The 6156-nt window shown below is 69.5% G+C and carries 4 protein-coding genes; 2 read left to right on the forward strand and 2 right to left on the reverse strand.

Going from position 1 to position 6156, the window contains the following annotated elements:
* Nucleotides 1-91 precede the first annotated feature (91 nt).
* Both otsB and kstR read right to left on the reverse strand, forming a co-directional pair.
* Entirely contained in the window at nucleotides 92-2644 is a 2553-nt protein-coding gene (gene otsB, locus QH195_RS13725) for a trehalose-phosphatase (protein ID WP_280426336.1), read from the reverse strand.
* Nucleotides 2645-2829: 185 nt separating this feature from the next.
* Nucleotides 2830-3474: a cholesterol catabolism transcriptional regulator KstR gene (gene kstR, locus QH195_RS13730; protein WP_280426337.1), complete on the reverse strand. Its 645-nt coding sequence runs from the start codon at nucleotides 3472-3474 to the stop codon at nucleotides 2830-2832.
* A gap of 132 nt (nucleotides 3475-3606) precedes the next feature.
* On the opposite strand from kstR, the gene QH195_RS13735 reads away from it, so the two are divergent.
* Nucleotides 3607-5793: an acyl-CoA dehydrogenase gene (locus tag QH195_RS13735; protein WP_280435639.1), complete on the forward strand. Its 2187-nt coding sequence runs from the start codon at nucleotides 3607-3609 to the stop codon at nucleotides 5791-5793.
* Between the two features lie 26 nt (nucleotides 5794-5819).
* The coding region (locus tag QH195_RS13740) for an acyl-CoA dehydrogenase family protein (protein WP_280435640.1) at nucleotides 5820-6156 on the forward strand (337 nt) is incomplete at its 3' end.

A 6156-nucleotide genomic window follows, 5' to 3' on the forward strand; every position in this document is an offset into this window, starting at 1 on the left:
CCCCCCGGGGTGCGGCGCGGGCGGGGGGCGCCCCCCGCCCCCCCGCGGCGGGGGGGCGGCCCGGGGCGCCCCCGGATCCCTCGCTAGGTGCTCAGGCGCCGAGCAACTGGGCGCAACGGAGCAGGCCCAGATGGCTGTAGGCCTGGGGATGGTTACCCAGCGACCGCTCGGCCACCGGGTCGTACTCCTCGCTGAGCAGACCCGTCGGCCCCGCCACATCCACCAGTTGCGCGAAGAGCGCCTCTGCGTCGGACCGTTTACCAATCAGCAGATAGGCCTCCACCAGCCAGGCCGCGCAGAGATGGAACCCGCCTTCGCCGCCGGGCAGCCCGTCGTCGTGGTGGTACCGGTAGACGGTGGAACCGCTGCGCAGTTCGGCTTCGGTGGCCACCACGGTTGCCGCGAACCGGGGATCGGCGGGATCGATCAGGCCGCTGAGGCCGATGTGCAGGGTCGCCGCGTCGAGGTCGGTGCCATCGTAGGCGGCGGTGTAGGACTGGACCTCGTCGTTCCAGCCCTTGGCTTTCACCTCTTCGGCAATGGTTTCGCGCAGCGGCGCCCAGTCGGCGTCGACCGGGCGGTCGAACTTTTCGGCGAGGGTGAGCGCGCGGTCCACCGTGAGCCAGCCCATCACCTTCGAATACACGTGGTGGCGGGGGTTGCCGCGGATCTCCCAGATTCCGTGGTCCGGCTCGGTCCAGCGTCGCTGCACCGCCGACACCATGGCGTGCACCAGTTCCCAATCCGCATCCGGCAGCACCTTGCGGGGATCGGTGATGCCCTGCTTCTCCCGGGCGTGGGCGAGGGTGGTGATCAGGTCGACGATCGGGCCGAAGACATCCAGCTGCACCTGCATATTCGCCGCGTTGCCGACGCGGACCGGACGCGAGCCGGCGTAGCCGGGCAGCTGATCGATCACCGCCTCCGGGGGCAGCGTTTCGCCGTAGATGGTGTACAGCGGGTGCAGCCGCTCGGGCCCGGGCAGGGTTTCCAGTACGCGATGCACCCAGTCCAGGTACTGCTCGGCTTCGCCCAGCGAACCCAGCGAGACCAGTGCGCTCGCGGTCAATGCCGCGTCACGCAACCAGCAGTAGCGGTAGTCCCAGTTCCGTACTCCACCGATATCCTCCGGCAGCGAGGTGGTGGCCGCCGCCAGGATGGAACCGGACGGGGCGTGCACCAGGCCGCGCAGGGTGAGCGCCGAGCGCTTCATCAGGTCGGGCTTGAGGGTCGGCAGGTCCAGCGTCCGCGCCCATTCCGACCAGTAGAGTTCCGCCATCCGGCGGCGTTCCGGTTCGCTGGTGGCGGCCGGGCCGAGATCCTTCGAACCGCAGCGCAGCTCCAGGACCACCGGACCCTGCGACGGGTCGACGACGGCGGTGGCCGAATCGTGCACACCGTCGCTGTGGATTTCCCAGGCGACCCCGGGGGAGCGCAGTACCACCGGGTCGTTGGTGCCCCATACCCGCAGACCGTCGCGTTCCACCTCGATGGAGACCGGCACCTGGCCGAATTCGGGGCGGGGCGCGAAGGTCACCTGGGCCGATGTGGTGCCCGTGATCACGCGGGTGAGGTCGGTGCGGTTCGGGTCCACATCGTGGGGGAGATAATCGACGACCGACAGCTTCGCCCAGCGGGTCTCCACGGTCATGGTGCTGTCGACATACCGCTGCGAAAGCGGCAGACCCGGGCGCTGCGGTGTGATCGAGAAATGTCCGGCGTCGATACCGCCGAGCAGATGCGCGAATACCGCCGCGGAATCCGGTTCGGGATGGCAGAACCAGGTCACCGTGGCGTCCGGGGTGAGCAATGCCACCGAGCGCGGGCTGGCGAGCATGCTCAGGCGTTCGATCGGTGGCGCGCTGGCGCCGGCCAGCCAGGTGCGGCGCTCCTCGAGAAGATAGGCCAGCGCGTGCGAGACCGCCTCGGTGCTGTCGACCCGATATTTGGCCAGGGATTCGCCCTCGCCGACCTTGATTCCGATATCGGGACCGCACAGCACCCGGAAGGCTTTCTCGTCGGTGACGTCGTCACCGAAGAACACCGCGGCCGAGGCGCTCTCCTGGTGCCGCACGGTGCTCAGCGCGGAACCCTTGTCCGTGGGGACGACCGCCAGTTCGATCACGGCCTTTCCCTCGGTCACCTGCACGCCGACCCAGGACGCCGGACCCAGCCGGGCCTGGTCGAGCGCGCGGCGCCCGACCTCCGGCGCCGCGTTGCGCACGTGCAGCGCGACACTGGCCGGTTTGACCTCCACGGAGGCGCCGATATTTTCCGCGGCGATCTTGCTCAGGGCCGAGACCACCTCACGCAGCAGCTGTCTGGCGTCGCTGTCGATGGCGTGGACGAAACCCACGTCGAATTCCGAGCCGTGACTGCCGATCAACTGCACTTCTACCGGCAGTCGGGACAGTGCGGCGAGGTCGCGTAGGGCCCGGCCGGAGATGACCGCGGCCGTGGTGCCGGTGAGCCCGGCCAGCGCGCGTAACGCCCGGACGGACTCACCGTGCGGGTACGCCTTGGACGGATCGGAGACGATGGGCGCGAGAGTCCCGTCGTAATCCGATGCGACCAGCAGCCGAGGCACGCGCGCGACTGTCGCCAGCGCTCGGCGGAGTTCCAGTGGCAGATCCTGTGCGCTCACGCATCCAACCTATTGATCGGAGTTTTCGTTAAGAGGGGGCGCGCATGACAATACTGTGTCATCATCGCCGGTCCGATTCGGCGGGAAGTGCGGGCGGCCGCCTGCGCAGCCCACACGGATCATGGTAGCCGCCGACGCGACCCGGTGGAGGCCTCGGCGGCTGCGGTGAAAGCGGGGTCAGCCGGTCAGGAGCGGTTGCCGAGCAGCAGGTCGACGGTCAATTCGAGGCGTTCGGAAACATCCGTCGCCGAGGCCCGGCGAGTGAGCCAGGCAACCAGATTCGACAGCCACACATCGCTGATGACGCGGGCGATGGCGAGCTGGCGCTCGGTGGGATCGCCGTCGTTCATGGCGCGGGCGAACACCCGGTCCATCACCTTGCCGACCCGATCCACCTCTGCGGCCGCCGAGGCGTCGGCGAACATGAACGCCCGGGTCATCGCTTCGGTCAGCAGCGGGTCGCGCTGCATCATGCGAGTGATCTGGGAGAGCAGCATATGCATCCGCTCCTCCGGCGATTTGCCGGCCAGCGGTTTGCGCTTGCCCTCGAACTGCTCGAATTCCCGGGCCAGAGCCGAGACCAGCAGATGCACTTTGGACGGGAAGTACCGGTACAGGGTGCCCACCGCGACATCGGCCCGTTCGGCGACGGCCCGCATCTGCACCGCGTCGTAGCCGCCCTTCGAGGCCAGGGCCAGGGTGGCGTCCAGGATCCGCTTGCGCCGCTCTCGCTGAGCCGTCGAACTCAGTTCGTCCTCCCGCAGCGTGGTGACGGGCGCGACCGGGGCCGCATCCGAATCGCCGGGCCGGGAACGGGAGGGGCTGGCCATGGAGGGGAGGTCCTTTCCGTGACGTGTTCGAGCGCGAGCGCGGCCGGTGGGATCGTGTCTTGACTTCCGCCCGCCGTGGATATTAGAACATGTTCTAGGTGTGGGAGTCACGCCGGAAAGGCGGTATGGACTGTGACCATCGCCACCACTGACGAGCATAAAGCCGTTCAACAGTCGATGAGCGGATGGGCCGCAGCGGCGCAACCGATTGCAACAATGCGGGCCGAGACCACCGGCTTCTGGCGTTCGTACTGGCCAACGCTGACCGAGCTCGGAATCTTCCAGGTAGCCGTGGACGAGGAGTCGGGAGGCGCGGGCGGATCGGTGACCGATCTGGCCGTTTTCCTCGAACAGGCGGCACACGACCTGGTCGGCGGCCCGGTGCTGACGACGGCGGCTGCCGGTTATGTGACGGCCGGCGCACTACCGGAGGACCAACCCTGCGGGGTCGCGCTCGATACGGTCGTCGCAGATGCGGCCGAGCCTGCCACGGGCCCGGCGGTGCCGGAGCTCCGGTCCGCCGGTGACGCGAATCTGCTCAGCGGCACCTGGGAAACGGTGCTCGGCGCCGCGCCCGGTACCGCGGTGCTGCTGCCGGTGGACACCTCGGAGGGCCGGCGCTGGTGCCTGCTGCCGCCGGATACGGCCGGGCTGCAGGTGGAACCGCTGGAACCACTCGATCTGGCGACCCCGCTGGCCCGGGTGCGCTGCACCGATGTGCGTATCGATGCCGCCGCGCTGTTCGCGCCCACCTATGCCGTCGAAGACCTGCTGGTCGCGCTGGCCGTCGCCGAACTCGCGGGAGTGACCGGCTGGTGCCTGTCCACCGCCGTCGAATACGCGAAGGTCCGCGAGCAGTTCGGTCGCAGTATCGGCTCCTTCCAGGCCGTGAAACATATCTGCGCGTGGATGCTGTGCCGGACCGAACTCATCCGGGCGGTCGCCGCGGATGCCGCGGCCGCCGTGGACACCGGCGCCGCCGAGTTGCCCATCGCCGCCGCGATCGCCGCGGCGATCAGCCTCGACGCCGCGGTGGAAACCGCCAAGGACTGCATCCAGGTGCTGGGCGGTATCGGGTTCACCTGGGAGCACGACGCGCACCTGTACCTGCGCCGGGCGGTGGCATTGCGCCAGTTGCTCGGCGGCGGGTCCTACTGGCGAAGCCGGGTCACCGAACTCACCCGCGCCGGGCAGCGGCGCACCACCGGCGCCGACCGGGTGTTCGCCGATGCGGCCGCGGTGGGCGGAACCGATACCGGTGCCGTCACCGACGAACTCGCCACCGAGGTAGCCCGGATCGCCGCCCTGCCGGCCGGCGAGCAGCGCACCGCGCTGGCCGAGGCGGGCCTGATCATGCCGCACTGGCCCGAGCCCTACGGCCGCGCGGCCGACCCGATGACCGGCCTGGTTATCTCCGAGGAGCTGCGCCGGGCGGGTTTGACGGTGCCCGATCTGACCATCGGCGGCTGGGCGATTCCGACCCTGCTGCAACACGGAACACCCGAGCAGATCGACCGTTTCGCCTGGCCGACCCTGCGCGGCGAAGTGGTTTGGTGCCAGCTGTTCAGCGAACCGGGCGCCGGTTCCGATCTCGCCGCTTTGCGCACCAGCGCCGAACGCACCGAGGGCGGCTGGATCCTGCGCGGCCAGAAGGTGTGGACCTCGCTGGCGAAGGAAGCGAACTGGGCGATCTGCCTGGCCCGTACCGATCCGGCCGCACCGAAACACAAGGGCATCAGCTACTTCCTGGTCGATATGCGCAGTTCCGGGATCGATATCCGGCCGCTGGTGCAGATCACCGGCGAGGCGCGGTTCAGCGAGGTGTTCCTCGACGAGGTTTTCGTACCGGACGACTGTGTGGTCGGCGCGCTGGGCAACGGCTGGAAGATCGCGCGCTCGACCCTGTCGGCGGAGCGGGTCGCCATGAGTGGCAACGGGATCGGTCCCGCGCTGGAGGAGCTGATCACCAAACTGCCGGCCACCGGACGGGGCTCGGAGCTGATCAACGACCGGCTGGGCGGTTTCGTCGCCGATGCGATCGCCGGACTGCTGCTGGAACAGCGGGCGGCGGTGCGGATCCTGGCCGGCGCCGATCCGAGCGCGCAGAGCAGTGTGCGCAAATTGGTGGGTGTACGGCACCGGCAGGCGGTCGCCGAGTTCGCGGTACAGGTGGCCGGCCCGGCCGGCGCGCGAACGACCGAGGATACCTCGGAATTCCTGCTCACCCGCTGTCTGTCGATTGCGGGCGGAACCGAGCAGATCCTGTTGACCGTGGCCGCCGAGCGGATCCTGGGCTTGCCCCGCGACGCGGCCGGCTAGTTCGTGCGACGACTGGAGAGCAGAACGTGGACTTCACCCGAGACGAAGCTCAGGAGGCGGTGGCCGAGGTCGTCGTCGGACTCCTGGAGCGGGAGGCGGCGCGCGACAGCGAGCTGTGGCCGAAACTGGCGGCTACCGGACTGCTGTCGGTAGCGCTACCGGAGCGGTTCGGTGGCGACGATATGGGTATCGACGCGGTATCGGTGCTGCTGACCGAACTGGCCACCGACGCGGTGGCCGCGGCCCCCCCGGCCCCCCCGGGGGTGGGGGGGGGGGGCCCGGTGGGGGGGGGGGCCCGGCAAGTGGGGGGGGGGAAATATTACCGGGGGGGGGGGTGGGGGGGGGGGGAACCCGGCGGCCCCC

Source organism: Nocardia carnea (assembly GCF_029868855.1).
Taxonomy (GTDB): Bacteria; Actinomycetota; Actinomycetes; order Mycobacteriales; family Mycobacteriaceae; genus Nocardia; species Nocardia carnea_A.

What these genes read in the sequence shown, in the direction of transcription:
- kstR (WP_280426337.1), bottom strand. Translation starts at nt 3,474, where the DNA reads ATGGCCAGCCCCTCCCGTTCCCGGCCCGGCGATTCGGATGCGGCCCCG.